Source organism: Streptosporangium sp. NPDC049046, from assembly GCF_040649155.1.
In the GTDB taxonomy this organism is placed as follows: Bacteria; Actinomycetota; Actinomycetes; order Streptosporangiales; family Streptosporangiaceae; genus Streptosporangium.
Genome location: NZ_JBEZEZ010000006.1, coordinates 104,773 through 123,662 on the forward strand (window position 1 = coordinate 104,773; position 18,890 = coordinate 123,662).

Consider the following 18,890-nt stretch of genomic DNA (forward strand, 5'->3'; position numbering starts at 1 on the left):
CGAACATGGGGCATATCTCTCCACCGCCGAAAGGCGGTGCGTTGACGTCCTCCCCACCGGCCGAGTCCGCTCATACTTTCGAGAGAAACCGCAGTACGGCGATGCGCCGTGTTCCCTCCCCCGCCTGAAGGCGGGGGTCACCACGCTCAAGAGGGACTGATGATCGAGATCTGGCCGGGTGACCCTTATCCTCTCGGGGCCACTTACGACGGCGCGGGAACCAACTTCGCGCTCTACACCGAGGCCGCCGAACGCGTCGAGCTGTGCCTGTTCGACGAGGAGAACAAGGAGACCAGGGTCACCCTCACCGAGTGTGAGGGCTTCGTCTGGCACGGATATCTGCCGGGCGTCGGCCCGGGACAGCGGTACGGCTACCGGGTGCACGGCCCGTACGACCCGCCGAGAGGGCAGCGGTGCAATCCCGCCAAGCTCCTCCTCGACCCGTACGCCAAGGCGGTCGAGGGGGATGTGAAATGGGACGAGGCGGTGTACGGCTACCGCTTCGGCGAGCCCGACAGCCGCAACGACGCCGACTCGGCCGACTTCGTGCCGCGCTCCATCGTGATCAACCCGTTCTTCGGGTGGGGGCACGACCGGCCGCCGAGCACCCCGTACCACGACACGGTGATCTACGAGGCGCACGTCAAGGGCCTGACGATCAACCACCCGAAGATCCCCGAGCGGATCCGCGGCACGTACGCCGCGATCGGCCACCCGGAGATCATCGATCACCTGACCGCGCTCGGGGTGACGGCGATCGAGCTCATGCCGGTGCACCAGTTCGTCACCGACCACGTTCTCGCGGAGCGGGGCCTGACGAACTACTGGGGCTACAACAGCATCGGGTTCTTCGCGCCGCACAACGCCTATTCGAGCACCGGGCAGCGCGGCGGGCAGGTGCTGGAGTTCAAGGCCATGGTCAAGGCCCTGCACGAGGCGAACATCGAGGTCATCCTCGACGTGGTCTACAACCACACGGCCGAGGGCAACCACCTGGGTCCGACGCTGAGCATGCGCGGCATCGACAACGCCGACTACTACCGCCTGGTCGACAACGACAAGCGGTACTACATGGACACCACGGGCACCGGCAACAGCCTGTTCATGCGCTCCCCGCACGTGCTTCAGATGATCATGGACTCGCTCCGCTACTGGGTGATCGAGATGCACGTGGACGGCTTCAGGTTCGACCTGGCCTCCACGCTCGCGCGTGAGCTGCACGAGGTCGACCGGCTGAGCGCCTTCTTCGACCTGGTCCAGCAGGACCCGGTGCTGTCGCAGGTCAAGCTGATCGCCGAGCCGTGGGACGTCGGGCCCGGCGGCTACCAGGTGGGCAACTTCCCCGCCAGGTGGACCGAGTGGAACGGCATGTACCGCGACACGATCCGCGACCTGTGGCGGGGCGAGCCCGCCGCGCTGCCCGAGTTCGCCTCCCGGCTGACCGGCTCCAGCGACCTCTACCAGGACGACAGCCGCCGCCCCGCCGCTTCCATCAACTTCGTCACCTGCCACGACGGGTTCAGCCTGCAGGACCTCGTCTCCTACAACCACAAGCACAACGAGGCCAACGGCGAGGACAACCGGGACGGCGCCGACGACAACCGCTCCTGGAACTGTGGTGAGGAGGGGCCCGCCTCGCTCGCGATCGAGTCCCTGCGCGAGCAGCAGAAACGCAACTTCCTGACCACGCTGTTCCTGTCCCAGGGTGTTCCGATGATCTCCCACGGTGACGAGTTGGGCCGCACCCAGCGGGGCAACAACAACGTGTACTGCCAGGACAACGAGCTGAGCTGGGTCGACTGGTCCGACATCAGGGAGAACTGGCTGCTGCTCGAGTTCACCCGGCGGCTCGCCAAGCTCCGCGCCGACCACCCGGTGTTCCGCCGGCGCCGGTTCTTCTACGGGCGGCCCGTACGCGGTTCCGAGGAGAACCTCAGCGACATCGCCTGGCTCACTCCGAGAGGGGAGAAGATGACCGACGCGGACTGGAACGTGGGGTACGCCAAGTCGCTCGCCGTCTTCCTGAACGGCGACGCCATCACCGAGCCGGACCGCCGGGGCCGGCAGATCGTCGACGACTCGTTCCTGCTGCTGTTCAACGCCCACCACGACGTCATCAAGTTCACGCTTCCGAAGGACTACGGCGAGATGTGGCTGACGGAGATCGACACGGCGATGCCGATCACGGTCGACACCCGGGTCTGCCGGGCCGGAGAGAGCGTGCCGGTGGTCGGCCGCTCGGTGAGGGTGCTGCGCCGTGTCTGAGCCGACGACCCAGCCGGTCCCCGAGCCGGTTCCCGAGCCCGTCCCTGAGCCCGCTCTGCCGCCGGATCCGCTGCCCGAGCCGGTGCCCGAGCCCGCTCTGCCGCCGGATCCGCTGCCCGAGCCGGTTCCCGGGCCCGGCCTGCCGCCGGACCCCCTGCCCGATGTCCGGCCCGGTTCGGTGCCGCCGCAGGTCGGCCATGACGAACTCCTCGCGGACGCCGCCCTCGGGACCGGCGGGGACGTGACCGACCCCTTCGAGCTCCCCGAGGAGGCGCCCGCGCCTCCACCGTCGCCCGGCTCGTACGAGGTTCCGGTCTCGACCTACCGCTTCCAGCTCACCCCCGACTTCGGGTTCGACAAGGTGGCCGAGCTCGCGCCGTACCTGCGTGATCTGGGAGTGAGCCACGTCTACCTGTCGCCGATCCTGCAGGCCGTGCCGGAGTCGCGGCACGGCTACGACGTGACCGACCACTCGCGCGTGCGCGAGGAGTTCGGCGGCGTCGAGGGCCTGCGGGAGCTGTCGGCGACCATGGCCCTGCACGGGATCGGCATCGTCGTCGACATCGTGCCCAACCACATGACGATCCCGGTGCCCGAGTCGGGCAACGCGCAGCTGTGGTCGGTGCTCAAGGACGGGCCGGGCTCGCCGTACGCGTCGTGGTTCGACATCGACTGGTCCGTCGAGGACGGTGAAGGTGACGGCGACGGCGGGGTCGGCAAGGTGAACATGCCGGTGCTCGGTGACGAGGGCGAGACGGTGGCCGACGGCGACGTGCTGCGCTACCACGACCACGAGTTCCCGCTGCCCGACACGTACTACCGGCTGGTCGACTGGCGGCGCGGCCCCGGCTACCGCCGGTTCTTCGACGTGTCCTCGCTGATCGGGGTGCGGGTCGAGGACCCCGAGGTGTTCGACGCCACGCACGCCGTCATCCTCTCGCTGGTGGAGGAGGGGGTGATCCAGGGGCTGCGGGTGGACCATCCCGACGGGCTCGCCGAGCCGCGCGGCTACCTGTCGCGGCTGCGCGAGAGGTCGGGCGTGTGGACCGTGGCGGAGAAGATCCTGGTCGGCTCCGAGCGGCTGCCCGCCGACTGGGAGTGCGACGGCACCACCGGCTACGAAACGCTCAACCGGATCACCGGCCTGTTCGTCGACCCGGCGGGCAGGGAGCCGCTGGTCGAGCTGTTCACCCGGCTGACCGGGGTCGGCGGCGACTACGCGGCGGTGGTCCGCGAGTCCAAGGCGGAGGTCCTGAACCTGTTCTTCGGCGCCGAGATCGACCGGCTGCACGCCGTCGTCGGCTCCGACCGTCAAACGCTGGTGGAGTTGCTCGCCGCGATGCCGGTCTACCGGGCCTACGCGGTGCCTGGGGAGCCGGTGCCCGAGGTCTCGGCGAGGATCGTCGAGGAGGCGGGGCGGGTCGCCGCCGGACGGCTGCCGGAGGGCGCCCCGGTGGCGGAGGTCGTCGAGCGGGTCCTGACCGGGCCCGCCGACGCGGTCACCCGCTTCCAGCAGACCTGCGGCCCCGTGATGGCCAAGGGGGTCGAGGACACCGCCCTGTACCGCTGGTACCCCCTGTCCTGCCTGAACGAGGTGGGCGGCGAGCCCGACCGCTTCGGCGGGTCCCTCGAGGAGTTCCACGCGTTCTGCCGGGAGATGTCACCGGGCACGATGACGACGCTCTCCACGCACGACACCAAGCGTTCCGAGGACGTACGGGCCAGGCTCGCCGTGCTGTCGGAGATGCCGGAGGAGTGGGCGGCCGCGGTCGGCGAGTGGTCGTCGAAGGTCTCCTTCGACCCGGCCCTCGACTACCTGGCCTGGCAGAACCTGATGGCCTCCTGGCCGATCGGGCCCGACAGGTTCTTCGACTACCTGTTCAAGGCGGCCCGCGAGGCCAAGACCTCGATCTCCTGGGCCACCCCCGACCCGGCCTACGAGCGCGGCATCCGCGATTTCGTCGGCCGGGCCGTCGAGGAGTGCGGCGCCTCGGTCGCGGAGTTCGCCGCGAGGATCGAGCCGTACGCCAGGTCCAATTCGCTCGGTCAGAAGATCGTCCAGCTCATGCTGCCCGGCGTGCCCGACGTGTACTGGGGCAACGAGATCACCGACTTCTCCCTGGTCGACCCGGACAACCGGCGCCCGGTCGACTTCCAGCGGCGCCGCCGGATGCTCTCGGCGGCCCAGGCCCACGCGAGCCAGGAACACCCGGACGAGCCGCACCCGAGCCCCGCCGCCACGGCCGCCCTCAGCTGGGACGAGGCCAAACTGGCGATCACCGCCCGTGCCCTGGACCTGCGCCGGAGGCTGGACCCCGAGGCGCCGTACGTCCCGATCGAGGCCGGGGAGCACGCGATCGCCTTCGCGAGGGGGGAGCGGGCCGTGACGGTGGCCACCCGGCTGCCCGTCGGCCTGGAGCGGCGCGGCGGGTGGGGGAGCACCACGCTCACCCTGCCGCATGGCACCTGGCGGGACCTGCTGTCGGGTACCGAGTACACCGGCCGGATCCCGCTCGCCCACCTGCTCTCCGTTCACCCTGTCGCGCTTCTGGAAAGGGTCTGACCGATGTTCGAGGTATGGGCGCCGTCGGCGACGGCGGTTGACGTGGAGATCGGCGAGGTCCGCTACCCGATGTCGTCGGCGGGCGGCGGCTGGTGGGCGGTGGAGGTCCCCGGCGCGGGGCACGGCACCGACTACCGGTTCCGGCTGGACGGGGGCGAGGCGCTGCCGGACCCCAGGACGAGGTGGCAGCCCGAGGGGATCTTCGGGCCGAGCCGGGTCTACGACCACGGCCGCTTCGAGTGGGGCGACGCGCTGTGGCGGGGGCGTGACCTGCCGGGCGCGGTCATCTACGAGCTGCACATCGGCACCTTCACCCCCGAGGGCACCTTCGACGCGGCGATCGGCAGGCTGGAGCACCTGGCGGAGCTCGGCGTCGACTTCGTGGAGATCATGCCGGTGCCGCCGGTGCCCGGCGGACGCAACTGGGGTTACGACGGCGTGGACCTGTGGGCCGTCACCGAGACCTACGGCGGCCCCGACGGGCTCAAGCGTTTCGTGGACGCCTGCCACCGGCGCGGGCTCGGCGTGATCCTCGACGTCGTCTACAACCACCTCGGCCCCTCTGGCAACTTCCTCGCCCCCTTCGGCCCGTACTTCCACTCCAGTGCCTCCTCCTTCTGGGGGCAGGCCGTGAACCTCGACGGCCCGGGCTCCGACGAGGTGCGCGCCTACTTCGTCGGCAACGCGCTGCAGTGGCTGCGCGACTACCACATCGACGGCCTGCGGCTGGACGCCGTGCACGCCCTGCACGACAACCGGGCCGTGCACCTGCTGGAGGAGATCGCCGTCGAGGCGGAGGCGCTGTCGGCGGCGGTGGGCAGGCCGCTCACCCTCATCGCCGAGTCCGACCTCAACGACCCCCGGCTGATGACCCCCCGCGAGGCCGGGGGGTTCGGCCTCGCGGCGGCCTGGAACGACGACGTCCACCACGCCCTGCACGTGGCGGTGACCGGTGAGCGGCACGGCTACTACGACGACTTCCACGGCGCGCTGCCCAAGGTGCTGGCTCGCGCCTACTACCACGACGGGACCTACTCCTCCTTCAGAGGGCGCTCGCACGGCCGCCCGGCGTCCCACATGCCCGGCTACCGCTTCGTCTGTTGCGCGCAGAACCACGACCAGATCGGCAACCGGGCCGAGGGCGACCGGATGGCGCCCGAGGCGCTGCGGCTCGCCGCGGGACTCCTGCTGACCTCGCCGTTCACGCCCATGCTGTTCATGGGGGAGGAGTGGGGGACGCGATCGCCGTTCCTGTTCTTCACCGACCACGTCGAGCCGCAGCTGCGCGAGGGCGAGGGGGATCGGCGGCGGCGGGAGTTCGTCGGCTTCGGTTACGACGACTGGGCGGACAAGGCCCCCGATCCCGGTGAGGAGATGACGTTCCTGCGCTCCAAGCTCGACTGGAGCGAGCTGGACGACGACGCCCACCGGGCACACCTCGACTGGTACCGGGCGCTGATCGCGCTGCGCCGCGCTCACCCGGAGCTGACGGACCCGAGGCTGGACCGGGTACGCGTCGATCACGGCGAGTCCTGGCTGGTCGTGCACCGGGGAGGGCTCAGGGTGGCGGCGAACCTCGGCCCGGTCGCGCTCACGGTGAGGCTCGGGACGGGCAGGGCCGCACCCGGTCACATCCTGCTCGCCTCCGACCCGTCGGCGACCGTGGAGGGGGAGGAGCTCTTCCTGCCTCCCCGATCCCTCGCGATCGTGCGGCTGGATCCGGTGCTCTGACCGGCCGGTGATCCCCTGATCCGCCTGACCGTCGGGCCGTCGCGTCGGCGGTGACGGTCAGGCGGCCACGTGGTTACGCAGCCGGAGGTCCTCCGGGTACGGGGAGAAGTAGGTCTGGTCCCGTACGTAGTCGGCGGCGAGGCTCTGGGCGTGGTGGCGGATCAGGGTCGCCGGGACGCTCAGCGCCACCTGCCCGGCCCGGTAGGAGGCGATGATCTCCGCCAGGTCGGCCCGGCGTGCCGGGTCGAGCGCGTCGCCCACCATTCCCACGCAGTGCTGCAGGACGTTGACGTGCCGGCCGATGCTCGCCTTGGTGGCGAACGCCGTGTCGAACACCCGGGTGTAGTCGGCGGCCAGCTCCTCACGGGGCCGCGTGCCCGCGCCGGCCACCAGCCGGCCCGCCTCCCTGAAGGCGACGGGGTCGTGGGCGAGTAGCTGCATCTTGTGCCGGGCGTGGAAGGACACCAGGTCGCGAGGGCGCCAGTCGCTCTCCAGCAGGGCGCGGAGCCGGGCGCGGGCGAAGATCCGTTCCACGAAGTTCTCGCGGAGCAGCGCGTCGTTGAGCCGTCCCTCGTCCTCGACGGGCAGCAGTGGATAGGCGTCGAGGACCACGCCCGCGAACACCCCCCTGCCCTTGCGGCCCACGGTCGTGCCGCCCGCGTGGACGGGGATGCCGTGCACCCCGCAGCTGGGGCTCTTGGACTTGAGGATGTAGCCGTCCACCTCCAGCAGGGCGGGAACCCGCTCGGCGGCGAGGGCGGTCATCCTGTCGGTGAGGTCCACCCGGCTCTTCCTGGTGACCAGCCGCGTGCCCTCCGGTGAGCGCTCCAGGCGCAGCGTCTCGCGCGGGCTGCCGAGGCCGATCTCCATCTCCGGGCAGATGTGCACCCACTCGACGTGCTTGTCCAGTTCGTTGTTGAGGAACCGGTTGCGGCTGTGTCCGCCGTCGAACCGGACCGGCTCGCCCATCAGGCAACTGGACACCGCGACCCTCGGCCTGACGGCCCGCCGGCCCACCTCGCCGGTTCCGTTCATCTCGTCCATCTCGCCCACCTTGTCCATCTCGTCCATCGCGCTCGAACCGCTCGCGCCACGCACGGCGGACACTTTCTCCCGGTGTGGTACGGCGTCCCGGTCGCGCGTCGTGGCGGTGCCGAGGATGCCGGACAGGCGGCGCAGACCGCGTGCCGTACGGGCCTTGATCGTGCCGAGTGGGATGCTCAGCTTCTCGGAGATCTCCCGCTGGGTCAGGTCGTCGTAGTAGGCCAGCTCGATCGCCTGGCGCTGCGGCTCGGGCAGCCTGGCGAGTGCCCGCCGCACCTGGTCGCGCTCCGCCAGCTGCTCGCCGTCGTCCCGGCCGTCGTCGCCGACGGGGTCCGCGATCACATCCAGCGGCACCGTTTGGAAGGTGCGTACCCGCAGCTGGTCGACCGCGCGCTTGTGGGCGATCCCGAGCATCCAGGCGGGGAGGCTGCGTTCCGGGTCGAAGCGGTGCCGGGAACGCCAGACCTCCGCGAACACGACCTGCTGAAGATCCTCCACATCCTGTGGCCGAACGAATCGCCGCAGGTAGGAGCGGATGAGGGGCCCGTGGGTGCGGAGGCACTCGGTCAGGGCCGCCTCGTCGCCCTCGGCGAACCGGGTGTTCAGGTGGTCTGTCATGATGCCCCCCTTGCCTCAATAACCTACTCAAAACTTATTCATAGCCGCTCGACGGCGGTGATCGCAAGTGGGGGCAGGGAGATATCCGCAGGTCCGGCGGGTCCGGCGGGGAGTTCGGTGAGAAGAGGACGACACCACGCGACCGGGAGCGAAGAAGGCGGGACGTTTCCGAAAGGTGGCCCCGCGTGACAGGAGGAGGCGACGCGGGACGGTCAGGAGAGGGCGGGCCGAGGGAGCCGAGGGCGGAGGACGGCGTGCCGGGAAGGGGTCAGGCGAGGGCCGCGGTGGTGACGCGGGTGAGGGCGTCCTGGAACGACGTGACCCGGGGGACGGACGCGGGCAGGCTGTCCCACCAGCCGGGGCCGCCGGCGACGATCAGGCTCGACGGGCGGAGCGTGGGCAGAGAGGCGAGGGGGGCGGGGTCGCCGGTCTCGAGCTGCTGGGACCAGACGAAGACCACCGAGGGACGCAGCCGCCGCATCGCGTCCGCCAGCGCCGGGTACGGGGTCCTGGCGCCCAGCACCCTGGTCTCCACGCGGTGGTCGGTGGTGAGCGCCGCGGCGAGCGCGTAGAGCGGCAGGCTGTGCAGGTCGTTCTCGGCGCAGGCGAGCAGGACGGGGCGGTCACCGGCCGGCCGGGCGGGGCGCTCGGTGAGGGCGATCAGCGCGGCGAGCAGCCGGTCGGAGAACAGGTGCTCGATCTCGATGCTCGCCCCGTTCTCCAGCTGGCGCCTGCAGATCGTCTCGAAGACCGGCAGGGCCAGGCACTCCCAGGTCCACCGCACGCCGTGTCTGGCCAGCGCCGCGCCGATCCACTCCTGGACGGCCCCGCTGTCCAGCGTCATCGCCGCCCGCGTCAGCATCGCCACCGTCGGCACGCTCGGCGGCCGCGCCGCAGGGAGGGACGGGATCTTTTCGCGGGCGGGCCGCCCGGACTCCCGCTCCGCCGGAGGCGGTGGAACGGTCTCGATCTTCAGGACCTCCCGTGCCGCGTCGGAGGCGGGCACCCCGCTCCTGATGAGCCGGTTCATCTCCTCCAGGCGCCACAGGTCGCGGGCGTCGTAACGACGGTGCCCCCCCGGGCTCCGGCGGCTCGGACCCACGCCGTAGCGTAGGTTCCAGGTCCGCAGTGTGGGGGCGGGTACTCCAAGGCGTCGAGCTACGGCCCCGATGCCGTAGCTCGGTTCCTCTACGGTCGCCACCTGACGCTGCTCATCCATCCCGTCCCATTTTAGGCCTGCTACCTGTCGTACCAGCCTGACAGGCGGCGCGAGCGGTCGCTCCATGAACACCTATTCGATTTCCGGGCCCCTGGTGGATGCAACCAGCGGAGTGTGACCGGGCGAAAGGAAATCGTGACCGATACTGTGATCGTTTTGTTCAGCCGCGATCTCCGGGTGCACGACCATCCGGCGCTCGCCGCGGCGTGCGAGCACGCACGTCATGTCGTCCCCCTCTTCGTCGCGGATCCCTCCGTGCCCGGGGGCGACCGCCGGGGATTTCTCGCCGAGTGCCTCGCCGACCTGCGCGAGTCGCTCCGTGAGCGGGGTGGTGAGCTGATCGTGCGCCGCGGTGATCCGATCGCCGAGACGATGCGCCTGGCGCGGGAGACGGGGGCACGGGCCGTCCACGTCAGCATGGACGTCAGCACCCTCGCGCGACGCAGGCAGCGGCGCCTGGCCGAGGAGTGCGAGCGCGCCAGGACGGCGTTCCACATGTTCCCCGGTCTGACGATCGTGCCCCCCGACGCGCTCAGGCCGTCGGGCGGAGGCGACCACTACCGGGTCTTCACGCCCTACTGGCGGGCCTGGGCCCGGCAGCTGCGCAGGGAGGTGCTCAAGGCCCCCGGTGTGGTGCGCGTTCCCGACGGCGTGTGGGCCGGGAGGCCGCCCGAGCCGGGGCGCGCGTCGCACGAGCTGTTCAGGGGCGGTGAGACGGTCGGGCGCCGGAGGATGAGGCAGTGGCTGAAGCACTGCGTGGACGACTACGCCGACGGCCACGACGACATGGCGGGTAACCGCACCTCCAGGCTCAGCCCCTACCTGCGCTTCGGCTGCGTCTCGCCGCTGGAGCTGGAGGCGCTCGCGAGGGAGGTGGGAGGCGTGGGAGAGGGCGAAGGCGGGGGTGCCGAGGAGTTCGTCAGGCAGCTGTGCTGGCGTGACTTCTTCTACCAGGTGACGCGGGCCTTCCCGCGCATCAACCGCGACGACTACCGGCCGCGCGGGCACGAGTGGCGCGACGACGACCATGCGGCGCAGGCGTGGAAGGAGGGCATGACCGGGGTCCCGATCGTGGACGCGGGGATGCGGCAGTTGCTCAGCGAGGGATGGATGCACAACCGGGCCCGCATGATCGTGGGCTCGTTCCTCGTCCGGCGGCTCGGCGTCGACTGGCGCGTCGGCGCCGACCACTTCTTCGATCTGCTGCTCGACGGCGATGTCGCCAACAACTACGGCAACTGGCAGTGGGTCGCCGGGACGGGCAACGACACCCGGCCCAACCGGCCCGTCAACCACATCCGGCAGGCCAAAAGGTACGACCCGGAGGGCGAGTACGTCCGCCGTCACGTCCCCGAGCTCGGCACCGTGCCCACGAGGATGATCCACGAGCCCTGGAGGCTCCCCTCGGGTGTCCCGGGCTATCCGGCGCCCCTGGTGGCCATGGACTGAGCCGGCCGGGTCGTCGCCCGCCGAGGCGCGAGCCCTCGCGACGGGGCCTCACGATGAGAAGCCCCGGCGGCAGTGGGCTTTCCCGGCCGAGGCGCCTGGCCGGGAAAGCCCACCACCGCCGGGGTGGCGGGGTCGTTCTCAGTGCCGCGTGCTCAGTCTCGCGGTCTCAGTGCTTGTGGTCGTGACCCGCGTGGTCGTGGTCTGTGTCCTCGTCGTCGTCCTCGTCCGAGGGGCCGTCGGAGGGCTCGACGCCCAGCACGGCCTCGCGGGGCTCGATCTGGTCGACGTGCTCGATCAGCCCAAGGACGTGGTCCGGCTCGATCAGCCACTGCAGTGCGGTGGCGCCGGTGTCGTCGGCCGAGACCAGCTCGGCCTGCTCCTTGCGCTCGTCGTCGTCCAGGTCGGCGTCAGGGTGGCTGATCTCCTTCAGCGCGGCGGCCTGCAGGGCGGCGATGTCCTGCACCTCCACGGTCAGCTCAACGGTCAGACGCAGGTAGCGTTCGGTGCCCGATACATCACTCATGGTGTGAATCCTAGTGCCTGGGTGGGGTGGGCCGGCCTAAGGGAGTTTCCACTCCACGGGGGTGGTGCCCTGCTTCTCGAGAAGTTCGTTCGTCCTGCTGAACGGGCGGGAGCCGAAGAAGCCGCTGCGGGCCGACAGGGGACTGGGGTGCGCCGACTCGATGGCCGGGACGGAGCCGAGCATCGGGCGCAGGTTGCGGGCGTCGCGTCCCCACAGGATCGCCACCATCGGCTTGTCGCGGGCGACGAGGGCCTTGATGGCCTGCTCGGTGACCTCCTCCCAGCCCTTGCCCCGGTGTGAGGCGGGCTTGCCCGGCATGACGGTGAGCACCCTGTTGAGCAGGAGTACGCCCTGCTCGGTCCAGGGGGTGAGGTCGCCGTTGCTCGGCATCGGCAGCCCGAGGTCCTCGGTGAGCTCCTTGTAGATGTTGCGCAGGCTGCCCGGGATCGGGCGCACGTCCGCGGCGACGGAGAAGCTCAGGCCGATCGGGTGACCCGGCGTGGGGTACGGGTCCTGGCCCACGATCAGCACTTTGACCTGGTCAAACGGCTGTTGGAAGGCGCGGAGCACATTGGCGCCCGAGGGGAGGTACTGCCTGCCTTCCGCCACCTCCCTCCGGAGGAACTCGCCCATCTCGGCGATCTTCTCGGCGACGGGTTCGAGGGCCTCGGCCCACCCGGCTTCCACGACTTCGTTCAAGGGACGTGCGGCCATGTGCAGGACCCTATCGAGGTTTTAGGCCCGGTACGGCGCGTGCCGGCAATCAGCGCGTGCCGCACCGGGCCTGCCCCTGTTAACTATTTCACCGAGCCAGCCATCATCCCCTGGACGAAATACCGCTGGAAGGCGAAAAAGAGGATCAACGGGATAATCAGCGACAGGAAAGCACCCGGCGCAAGAATGTCCACGTTGGTCCCGAATTGCCGCATTTGGGACTGTAGGGCCTTGGTCATCGGCTGGTTCTCGGTGTTGGCGAAGACCAGCGAGACGAGCAGGTCGTTCCAGACCCAGAGGAACTGGAAGATGCCGAGCGAGGCGACCGCCGGTTTGGCCAGCGGGAACACCACGGTCGAGAAGATCTTCCATTCCCCGGCGCCGTCCATCCGCGCCGCCTCCAGCAGCGAGCGTGAGATGCCCGCGAAGAAGTTGCGGAGCAGGAAGATGGCGAAGGGGAGGCCGAAGGCGACGTGGAAGAGCACCACGCTCGCGATGGAGCCGAAGATCCCGGCCGAGCCGTACAGTTTCGCGATCGGGATCAGCGCGATCTGGGTCGGCACCACCAGCAGGCCGACCACCACCAGGAACAGCGCGTCCCTGCCGGGAAACTCCATCCAGGCGAACGCGTACGCCGCCATGGCGGCGATGCCGATCACCAGGATGGTCGAGGGCACCGTGATGAACACGGTGTTCCAGAACGACGCGGTGAACCCGGTGGCGAGCAGGTTGGAGTAGTTCTCCAGGGTCAGCTCGGCCGGCTTGGTGAGGATCGTCCACCAGCCGCTGGAGTTGTTGGCCGCCTCCTCGCGGATCGAGACCACGAACAGGCCCAGGGTGGGAACCAGCCAGAACAGGCCGACCAGCACCAGTACCGCCTGGACCAGGCCGTTGCCCAGCCGGTCCACGATCCTGCCGAGGACGCCGCGAGGTGGGGTGCCAAGGGTGGAGGTCGTCACTGGTTGTCCCTCCTGAACCGGCGGATGTTGAGAATCATGAAGGGAAGGACGAGGAGCAGCAGGAAGATGGCGAGCGCGCTGCCGAGCCCCTGGTTGCTGCCTCCGCCGAACGAGACCCGCCACATCTCCAGCGCGATCACATTGGCCTGCGGCTGCACCGATCCCGGTGCTATGACGAAGACCAGGTCGAAGACCTTCAGGGTATTAATGATCATCGTGACGAACACGACGAGCAGTACCGGGGAGAGCAGCGGAACGGTGATCTTGCGGAACACCTGCCATTCGGTGGCCCCGTCGATGCGGGCCGCCTCCAGCGCGTCGCGCGGGATGGCCGCGAGCCCTGCCGCGATCAGTACCATCGCGAATCCGGCCCATACCCAGACGAACGCGCCGATGATCGCCGGAGTGATCAGTGTCGGGCCCAGCCAGGGGATCCCGCCGAACGCCGCCTCGAAGTTCGACTGCGGCAGTCGCACCTGGTAGTCGCCCGGAGCGAGCCCGGTGAAGCGGAAGGTGCCGTCGGCCCCGCTGGTGGCGGTGGCCTTGACGGCGCCGTCCTGCACCGCCTCGACCGTCATCCCGGCCAGGGCCTTCTCGGTGCCGTCCACCTCGTTGGCCGCGCCGCCACCACCCTGGGTGAAGTCGACCCAGACGGTCCCCGCCAGCTCGCCGGGACCCGGCTGGACCGCCTTCGCCGTGGAGGCCGAGGCGAGGGTGTCGGGCTTCACGCCCACGAGCGGCAGGAGCACCGCCTGCCCCGGCTGCGCGGGCTGCTTGGTGACCACCCCGCCGCCCTGTTCCGCGGTGACGGGGGACTGGTCGTTCTCCCTGGGGCGGGCGTCCGGGTAGCCGTTGCCGGAGCCGAAGAGACCGGTCACCGAGGTGATCACCGCGTTGGCCACACCCCGGTCGGGGGCCTGCTCGTAGACGAGGCGGAAGATGACGCCGGAGGCCATCAGGGAGACGGCCATCGGCATGAACACGACCAGCTTGAACGCGGTGGCCCAGCGGATCCGCTCGGTCAGCACCGCGAAGACGAGGCCGATCACGGTGACCAGGGCGGGAGCCACCGCGACCCAGATCAGGTTGTTCCTGATCGTGGTCAGGGTGGAGGAGTCGCTGAAGATCGTCGCGTAGTTCTCCGCCCCGACGAAGGTGCTGCCGCCGGCGTCGTAGAGGCTACGGAAGATCGAGTAGATGATCGGGTAGATCACCATCACGCCGAGTACGAGCGCGCCCGGCAGCAGGAACCAGATCGCCATCCTCGGCGGCGGCCCCAGCCGGGTGGCCCCGGCGGGCACCTTCGCGGGCGTGGCCGCCGGGGCGGCCGCCCCCGCCGTGGCGAGCTCCGGCTCGGCGGCCGGTGCGGCCGGGTCGTCCGACCTGACGTCGGCGAGGGCCGGGTGGTCCCCGCCGTCCGTCTTCTCCGAGGTCTCCGGGGTCTCAGGGGTCCCGGAGGTCTTCGAGGGCTCGTCGGCGGACGGGGTGGCGTCAGAGGTGTGGGGGGAGCCGGCGCCTCGCGCCGGCCGCTGGGTGTCGTCAGGTCCGGAGGAGGGACCGCGGGCGGCGTCGTCGTCGCCGCCACGCGAACCCTGCGGGCCGTCTAACCGGTCGGTCACGGCCTTACTCCCCTACTTCCAGGCCTTCTTGGCCTCGGCCTCAAGCTTGTCCTGGATGCCCTTGATGTCCGAGGGGGTGCGCACGAAGTCCTGCAGGTACTTCCACAGGGCCTTGCCGTCGGTGCCACCGAAGGCGCTGGGCGCGAGGTCGGACATGTCGTAGCGGACCGTGTCACCGGCGGCGATGATCGTCTCGGCGAGCTTCTTGGTCATGTCGTCCGGGTAGTTGTCCGGCGAGACGTTGCGGTTGGGAGAGAGGTAGCCGGGAAGCTTCGCCCAGACCTCGCCGCCCTCCTTGGAGGCGAGGAACTCCAGCAACGCCATCGAGCCCTCGGACTCCTTCAGCGCCACCGCGATGTCGCCGCCCAGCACGACCGGCTCGGTGTCGCCGACCTTGGGGAACGGGAAGTACTTGGCCTCCTCGCCGAGCTTCGCGCCCGACTGCTCGGCCGTGACGCCCACGAAGTCCGCCTCGATGACCATCGCCGACTTGTCCTGGCCGTAGACCTGGGTCACGCAGGTCGGGAAGTCGGTCTGCAGGGCGCCGGCGGAGCCGCCGAGCAGGAACTCCTTCTTGCCGACGAGCTGCGCGATCTTCTCCAGCGCGGTGGTCACGCTGGGGTCGGTCCACGGGATCTCGTGCTTGGAGAGCTTGGTGTAGTTCTCCGGGCCCGCGGAGGACAGGTAGACGTTCTCGAACAGGTCGGTCAGGGTCCAGCCGGAGGCGCCGCAGAGGGAGAACGGCGGGGTGCCCGAGTCGGCGATCGTCTGGGCGGCCTTGATCAGGTCGTCCCAGGTGGCGGGGGGCGTCACACCGGCGTCCTGGAAGGCCTGGTCGCGATACCAGATGAGCGACTTGTGGGCCGCCTTCACCAGCACGCCGTAGGCCTGGCCGTCGGCGGAGCCGAGCTCCTTCCAGTACGGGGTGTAGTTGTCGTCGATCTGCTTCTGGACCTCGGCGGTGAGCGGCTTGAGCGCCTTCTGGTCCGCGTACTGCTGGACCAGGCCGGGCTGGGGCAGGATCGCGACGTCCGGCGGGTTGCCGCCCTCGATGCGCGGCCCGAGGTAGGCGCCGGTGTCCTCACCGGTGGAGGCATAGGTGACCTTGGCGCCGGTCTTCTCCTCGAACGCCTTGAGCACCTGCTCGAAGTTGGTCTGCTCGGCGCCGGTCCACTTGGCGGCGACCTCGACGGTCACCCCTTCGAGGTTCTTGGCGGCCGGGGCCGACGCGGGCGCGCTGTCACTCGTGGCCGGTGCGGGGGCGGCCGATTCGCCGCCGCCGCACGCGGCGAGTGCCAGGGCGAGTCCCGCCGTCGTCACCGCTGCGATGGTTTTGCGCATACTGAACAGACCTCCTGAGACATTGAGGCTTGAAATCGGGATATGTAGGACGAACAACCAGCCGAAATGGGGATGACGGCTTCTGCCGGGGGATGCCCCGGCCTCATTGGGCCCGGATTATCTCTTCGAGTTGGCCCTTCATGGAGGAGACGACGTCGTCGCCGTCGCCGTCCTTCGCGAAAGGCGGTGTGAGGGCGTTGGAGACCGCGCTGGCGATCACCAGGCTCACCTGGTTGTAGTTGGCGCCGGCGGGCCTGGGCCGAGCGGAGAGAATGCTCTGCTTCAGGACCGGCAGGTAGGGAAAACGCCTGATCAGATCGGGATCGTCGTACAGTTCGGCCCACACGGGCGGGAACGAGCCGTCGGCGAGCACCCGCCGCTGGTTCTCAAGGCCGGTGAAGTAGCGGATGAACTCGGTGGCCGACTTCTGCCGCTTGGAGAAGGCGCTCACCGCGAGGTTGTAGCCGCCGAGCGAACCGGTGCCGGGGCCGTCGAGACCGGGCAGCCGGGTCACCCCGAACTTGCCGGCGACCGCCGAGGTGGTGGCCGGTCCGTAGGCGTGCGGCCAGTTGCGGGCGAAGGCGAGCCGTCCCTCCTCGAAGGCGAGCTGCGCCTCGTCCTCCTTGTAGGAGAGCGACTCCTCCGGGATCCAACCCTCCCGGAACCCGTCCATCAGGAAGTCAAGGCCGGCCTTCGCCTTGGCCACGTCCATGGTCACCTTGGTGCCGTCCAGGCTGAGAATCTGCCCGCCCGCCGACTGCACGGCCTCGGTGAAGTTGACGGTCAGGCCCTCGTAGGCCAGGAACTGCCCCGCGTAGCCGCCGATGCCGTACTTGTCGTGCAGGGCGCGCGCCTGGGTGCGCAACTCCTGCCAGGTCCTCGGCGGCTTGAAGCCCTCCTTGGCCAGCAGGTCCCTGCGGTAGTAGAGGAGGCCGGCGTTGCTGGTGTAGGGAACCGCCCAGAGCTTTCCCCGGTAGACCGCCGTGTCGACGACCGGCGGCAGGAACCGGTCGAGCGGGAACATCGTGCGCTCCAGCGGCAGGATCCAGCCGGCCTCGGCGAACTCGGCGGTCCAGATCACGTCCAATCCGATCACGTCGTATCGGTCGCTTTTGGCCTGGAGGTTGGCGACCATCTGCGCCCGCTGCTCGTCGGCGGCCTCGGGGAGTTCGAGCAGGGTCGCCCGCTCCCCGGGGTGGGCCTGGTTCCAGCGGTCGAGCAGTGGCTGCAGGTAGGCGGTCGCGGGGCGTCCGATCACCAGGGTGAACGGACCGGTCCCGCCGAACCGCTCATCCTCCTGGGCACCGGCCGCCGAACATCCCGCCAACCCCGCCACGAGAAGCACGGCGAGCGCGACGGGGATGAGTCGGCGCACCATGACCTCCCGATTTCCAGTTGGTTACATACGTGTTAGGTAGATGCATGCATGTTATGCATAGCGGTATCATCACCGTCAACGGATAACCCCGTAACGCTCACGTAACGAGCTCTCCGAGGAGGTGGGGCGTGCGGCTGACGCTGCTGGCGCTCCTCGCGAAGGAACCTGCCCACGGCTACGAGCTCAAACAGGCACTTGAACAGATCTTCGGCAGCGCCTACCCTTCACCGAACATCGGGCAGATCTACGTCACGCTCGGCCGTCTGGAGAAGGACGGTCTGGTGCGCGCCGTGGACGTCGAGCAGTCCAACCGGCCGAACAAGAAGGTCTACTACCTGACGGCCGCCGGCCGCGAGATCCTCGACACGTGGGTGGACGAGCCCACCGAGGGCCCCAGGGTCCGGGACGAGTTCTTCATGAAGCTCGTGCTGGCCCCGATGACCGGCATCGCCGACAGAATGGCGATGATCAATCGCCAGCGCCGTCACTACCTCGGACTCATGCGTGACCTCAACGAACTCGCCGAGCGGACCGACCCGGAGAACCAGGTCGCGCTCCTGCTGGTCGAGGGGGCCATGCTGCACCTCCAGGCCGACCTCGACTGGCTCGAACGCTGCCAGGAGGAGCTGAGTTGACCTCTCCCGTGGTTCCCGTGGTCGAAACCGTCAACCTCGTCAAGATCTACCAGGACGGCGGGGTGCCGGTGCCCGCGGTGCGAGGGGTCGACCTGCGGGTGAGCCCGGGGGAGTTCGTGGCGGTCATGGGCCCCTCCGGCTCGGGAAAGTCCACCCTGGTCCACATGATCGGTGGTCTTGAGGCGAGGACCAGCGGTGAGATCTGGCTCGACGGGCAGCGGGCCGACACGCTCAGCGAGAGCGCCTGGGCGCTGCTTCGCCGCCGGAGGATCGGTTTCGTCTTCCAGTTCTTCAATCTCGTCGCCAACATGACCGTGGCCGACAACGTCGAGCTGCCCGCGCTGCTGGCGGGGGCCTCCACGCGCGAGGCCCGCCGCCGCCGCGAATACCTCCTCGGCGAGCTCGGCCTCACCGCCCGCGCCGACGCCGCCCCCTCGCAGCTCGCCGGGGGCGAGCAGCAGCGGGTCGCGCTCGCCCGCGCGCTGGCCAACGAGCCGAGCCTGCTGCTCGCGGACGAGCCCACCGGCAACCTCGACAGCCGCAACACCCGCGACGTCCTGCGCCTGATCGGCGAGGTCCATCGCGAGGGCCAGGCCATCATCCTGGTCACCCACGACGCCAGGGTCGCCAGCCTGGCCGACCGGGTGGTCTCCCTCCTGGACGGCCAGGTCGTCGACGACGGGGGCGCCGGGCTGGTCCGCCGCCGCCCCAAGGGCAGTGCCGGCGACGTCGTCGAGCTGAGAGGCTGACGGTGCGCCTTCTGCCCTTCCCGTCCGAGGGTCCGCCCCGTCCCGTGCTCCCCAGGCTCTTCCGGGTCGGCGACGTCGTCGCT

At 69.8% G+C, this 18,890-nt stretch carries 14 protein-coding genes; 6 read left to right on the plus strand and 8 right to left on the minus strand.

The window, feature by feature from the left end; translation table 11 throughout:
- The first annotated feature begins 159 nt into the window (after positions 1-159).
- From glgX to treZ, 3 genes are read left to right on the plus strand one after another with little or no spacing between them, the layout of a single operon-like run.
- Positions 160-2,265, plus strand: coding sequence for a glycogen debranching protein GlgX (gene glgX / locus AB0B96_RS10200; RefSeq protein WP_350948521.1), 2,106 nt, complete (start codon positions 160-162; stop codon positions 2,263-2,265).
- Positions 2,258-4,828, plus strand: a complete 2,571-nt coding sequence (treY, locus tag AB0B96_RS10205) for a malto-oligosyltrehalose synthase (protein WP_362897479.1) — start codon at positions 2,258-2,260, stop codon at positions 4,826-4,828. Before glgX ends, treY begins: the two co-directional genes overlap by 8 nt.
- A gap of 3 nt (positions 4,829-4,831) precedes the next feature.
- Entirely contained in the window at positions 4,832-6,559 is a 1,728-nt protein-coding gene (gene treZ, locus AB0B96_RS10210) for a malto-oligosyltrehalose trehalohydrolase (RefSeq protein WP_362897480.1), read from the plus strand.
- A gap of 57 nt (positions 6,560-6,616) precedes the next feature.
- Here treZ and AB0B96_RS10215 read toward each other — a convergent pair whose 3' ends face one another.
- Both AB0B96_RS10215 and AB0B96_RS10220 read right to left on the minus strand, forming a co-directional pair.
- The gene (locus tag AB0B96_RS10215; RefSeq protein WP_362897481.1) at positions 6,617-8,221 is read right to left on the minus strand and encodes a DUF1722 domain-containing protein; all 1,605 of its coding nucleotides are present in this window, start codon (positions 8,219-8,221) and stop codon (positions 6,617-6,619) included.
- A 268-nt stretch (positions 8,222-8,489) separates the two neighbouring features.
- Positions 8,490-9,440, minus strand: a complete 951-nt coding sequence (locus AB0B96_RS10220) for a MerR family transcriptional regulator (RefSeq protein ID WP_362897482.1) — start codon at positions 9,438-9,440, stop codon at positions 8,490-8,492.
- Between the two features lie 135 nt (positions 9,441-9,575).
- Between AB0B96_RS10220 and AB0B96_RS10225 the strand changes: the two genes are divergently transcribed.
- Positions 9,576-10,889, plus strand: a complete 1,314-nt coding sequence (locus AB0B96_RS10225) for a deoxyribodipyrimidine photo-lyase (protein WP_362897483.1) — start codon at positions 9,576-9,578, stop codon at positions 10,887-10,889.
- A 166-nt stretch (positions 10,890-11,055) separates the two neighbouring features.
- On the opposite strand, the gene AB0B96_RS10230 is transcribed toward AB0B96_RS10225, so the two are convergent.
- The 6 genes from AB0B96_RS10230 to AB0B96_RS10255 form a co-directional block, all read right to left on the minus strand.
- Positions 11,056-11,412, minus strand: a complete 357-nt coding sequence (locus AB0B96_RS10230) for a hypothetical protein (RefSeq protein ID WP_362897484.1) — start codon at positions 11,410-11,412, stop codon at positions 11,056-11,058.
- Between the two features lie 36 nt (positions 11,413-11,448).
- The gene (locus AB0B96_RS10235) at positions 11,449-12,126 is read right to left on the minus strand and encodes a uracil-DNA glycosylase (protein WP_362897485.1); all 678 of its coding nucleotides are present in this window, start codon (positions 12,124-12,126) and stop codon (positions 11,449-11,451) included.
- An 83-nt stretch (positions 12,127-12,209) separates the two neighbouring features.
- Entirely contained in the window at positions 12,210-13,085 is an 876-nt protein-coding gene (locus AB0B96_RS10240) for a carbohydrate ABC transporter permease (RefSeq protein WP_350948529.1), read from the minus strand.
- Positions 13,082-14,704: an ABC transporter permease subunit gene (locus AB0B96_RS10245; RefSeq protein WP_362897486.1), complete on the minus strand. Its 1,623-nt coding sequence runs from the start codon at positions 14,702-14,704 to the stop codon at positions 13,082-13,084. Before AB0B96_RS10245 ends, AB0B96_RS10240 begins: the two co-directional genes overlap by 4 nt.
- A 12-nt stretch (positions 14,705-14,716) precedes the next feature.
- Positions 14,717-16,045, minus strand: a complete 1,329-nt coding sequence (locus tag AB0B96_RS10250) for an ABC transporter substrate-binding protein (RefSeq protein WP_362897487.1) — start codon at positions 16,043-16,045, stop codon at positions 14,717-14,719.
- 103 nt (positions 16,046-16,148) lie between these two features.
- Entirely contained in the window at positions 16,149-17,423 is a 1,275-nt protein-coding gene (locus tag AB0B96_RS10255; protein WP_362897488.1) for an ABC transporter substrate-binding protein, read from the minus strand.
- A 128-nt stretch (positions 17,424-17,551) separates the two neighbouring features.
- On the opposite strand from AB0B96_RS10255, the gene AB0B96_RS10260 reads away from it, so the two are divergent.
- The gene (locus tag AB0B96_RS10260) at positions 17,552-18,058 is read left to right on the plus strand and encodes a PadR family transcriptional regulator (RefSeq protein ID WP_350948533.1); all 507 of its coding nucleotides are present in this window, start codon (positions 17,552-17,554) and stop codon (positions 18,056-18,058) included.
- Positions 18,055-18,807, plus strand: a complete 753-nt coding sequence (locus AB0B96_RS10265; protein ID WP_362897489.1) for an ABC transporter ATP-binding protein — start codon at positions 18,055-18,057, stop codon at positions 18,805-18,807. Before AB0B96_RS10260 ends, AB0B96_RS10265 begins: the two co-directional genes overlap by 4 nt.
- Positions 18,808-18,890 lie beyond the last annotated feature (83 nt).